At 70.8% G+C, this 2,493-nt stretch carries 3 protein-coding genes; all 3 read left to right on the top strand.

Annotation, left to right across the window (positions count from 1 at the left end; all coding sequences use genetic code 11):
* Positions 1–406: MaoC/PaaZ C-terminal domain-containing protein (locus VG296_RS13200; RefSeq protein WP_325565972.1), on the top strand; the 406-nt coding region annotated here is incomplete at its 5' end.
* Positions 403–1,908 carry an acyl-CoA carboxylase subunit beta gene (locus VG296_RS13195; RefSeq protein ID WP_325565971.1) on the top strand — a complete coding sequence of 502 codons (1,506 nt, stop codon included), beginning with the start codon at positions 403–405 and terminating at the stop codon, positions 1,906–1,908. The genes VG296_RS13200 and VG296_RS13195, both read left to right, overlap by 4 nt.
* Before the next feature lie 43 nt (positions 1,909–1,951).
* Positions 1,952–2,493, top strand: a 542-nt coding sequence (locus VG296_RS13190; protein ID WP_325565970.1) for an LLM class flavin-dependent oxidoreductase, incomplete at its 3' end; no start/stop codon positions are given.

The following is a 2,493-nucleotide window of genomic DNA, read 5'->3' as shown; positions in this document are numbered from 1 at the left end:
GCACCGCACCCGCGCGCGGACGGTCACCGAGACCGACCTGGTGAACTTCGCCGGGATGACCGCCGACTGGCACCCGCTGCACACTGACGCCGAGTACGCGGCGGCCGACCCGATCTTCGGTCAGCGGATCGCGCACGGCGCGCTGGTGCTTTCGCTCGGCCTCGGCCTGGTGAGGTTGCGGCCGGAAGCGGTCAAGGCGTTCTACGGCATTGACCGGCTGCGGTTCGTGGGGCCGACCTTCATCGGCGACACGATCCACGTCGAGACGGAGGTGAGCTCGGTGACGCCGCGGGCGGACGAGCGGCACGCGGTCGTCCGGTCGGAGTTCATCGTACGCAACCAGCGCGAGACTGAGGCCGTCGTCGGCACGCTCGCGATGCTCGTCGCGGGACGGGCGGCAGGATGAACGAGGTCGAGGAGGCAATCCGGGTCGCTCGCGCCGGGGGTGACGGAAGCCGGTGGCCCACGAAACTGCCGGTTCGTGAGCGCGTCGCGCTGCTGCTAGACGAGGGAAGCTTCGTCGAGGACGGCCTGCTGGGCGACGCGGCCGGTGACGGCCTGCCGGCCGACGGCGTGGTGACCGGGGTGGGCATGGTGGAGGGTCGCCCGGTCGCCGTCATCGCGCACGACTTCTCGGTCAAGGCCGGCTCGTGGGGCGAGCTGACCTGCGAGAAGCAGGTGCGGATCCTCGAGCGGGCCGACCGCGACCTGCTGCCGGTGTTCTATCTCGTCGACTCCGCCGGCGGGCGGCTGACCGACCAGCTCGGCTTCTTCTCCGGCCGGCGCGGCGCATCGCGCATCTTCGCGCTGCAGGTGGCGCTGTCCGGGCGGGTCCCGCAGATCTGCTGCCTGTTCGGGCCATCGGCGGCCGGCGGCGCCTACATGCCCGCCTTCACCGACTGGGTCGGCATGGTGGCCGGCAACGCGTCCATGTACCTGGCCTCACCCCGGGTCGCGGAGAAGGTGACCGGCGAGCGCACGTCGCTGGAGGAGATGGGGGGCGCGATGATGCACGCCACCGTCTCCGGCTGCGGGGACGAGGTGTTCGACGAGGACTGGCAGGTCATCGCGGCCGCCCGCTTGCTCCTGTCCTACCTTCCCGACAACTGGCAGGATCCCCCGGCGCTCGCGCAGCCGGAGCTTCCTGCACAGACCGAGTGGCCGGCCGGGCTGATTCCTGAGGACCCGAATATCGGCTACGACGTACGCTCGGTGATCGACCGCGTCGTCGACGCCGGCAGCTTCTTCGAGATCAAGGCCCGCTGGGCGCAGGAGATGGTGGTGGGGTTCGCGCGGGTGGACGGGCGGGTGGTCGGGCTCGTGGCCAATCAGCCCCAGGTGCGCAGCGGCGCGATCTTTGTCGATTCGGCCGACAAGGCCGCGCGCTTCGTGTCGCTGTGCGATGCCTTCAACGTGCCGCTGATCTTCCTGCACGACGTTCCGGGCTTCATGGTGGGTGTCGCGGTCGAACGCCAGGGCATCATCCGGCACGGGGCCAAGATGATCACCGCGATGGCCAGCGCCGAAGTGCCCAAGTTCTCGGTCGTGCTCCGTAAGAGCTACGCGGCGGGCTACTACGCGATGTGCGCTCCCGGTTTCGAACCGCGGGCCACGATCGCGCTCCCGACCGCGTCGATCGGCACGATGTCACCGGAGGCGTCGGTGAACGCCGTCTACGCCAACAAGATAGCCGCGATCGAGGACGAGGATGAGCGGGCGGACTTCGTGCGCGCACGGATTGCCGAGCAGGCCGCTGATTTCACGTTGCTGCGCATGGGCAGCGAACTCGTCGTCGACACCGTCGTCCGCCCCGGGGAGTTGCGGATCGAGCTGATCAGCCGGCTGCGGGCGTGCACGAGATGGGAGCGGTCCTCGCGCCGCCGCCACCACGTCGTGAGCCCGGTATGACCGCGCCCACGGCTTGCTCGCACGCTCCGGCGGTGGGCGGCTGATGCACGTCGCCCTCATGCTGCCGCCGGACTGCGCGCTGCCCGACGTCACTGCGCACGCCCGGCGCGCCGAGGAGGCCGGGTTCGACGCCATCGCTTGTGGCGAGCACCTGTTCTTCCACGGCCCGACGGCCAATGCCTTCGTCGCCCTGGCGGCCGCCGCCGGCGCGACCGACCGCATCCGCCTGCTGAGCGCGCTGACGATCCTGCCGCTGTACCCGGTGGCACTGGCTGCCAAGCTGATCGCCACCCTCGACGGCGTCTCCGGCGGCCGCTTCGATCTTGGCATCGGCGTCGGTGGCGAGTTCCCGCCCGAGTTTGACGCGGCCGGAGTGCCGGTGAACGAGCGTGGCCGTCGCACCGACGAGGCGCTGCACCTGCTGGCCAGGCTGTTCACGGGCGCTCCGGTCCACGCGGACGGCCGCTACAGCACCTTTTCCGGCCAGGAGCTTGCCCCGGTGCCCGTGCAGCAACCGTCGCCGCCGATCTGGGTGGGTGGACGGCGCGACGCGTCAGCGCGTCGCGCCGGCCGGTACGGCACCGT

The sequence above is a fragment of the Actinospica sp. genome, from assembly GCF_035552695.1.
Taxonomy (GTDB): Bacteria; Actinomycetota; Actinomycetes; order Streptomycetales; family Catenulisporaceae; genus Actinospica.
The sequence above is the reverse complement of the archived record's forward strand: the minus strand, read 5'-3'. Positions and strand labels throughout refer to the sequence as shown.

Coding starts and splice junctions, on each gene's coding strand:
- VG296_RS13195 (WP_325565971.1), top strand. CDS start 403: ATGAACGAGGTCGAGGAGGCAATCCGGGTCGCTCGCGCCGGGGGTGAC.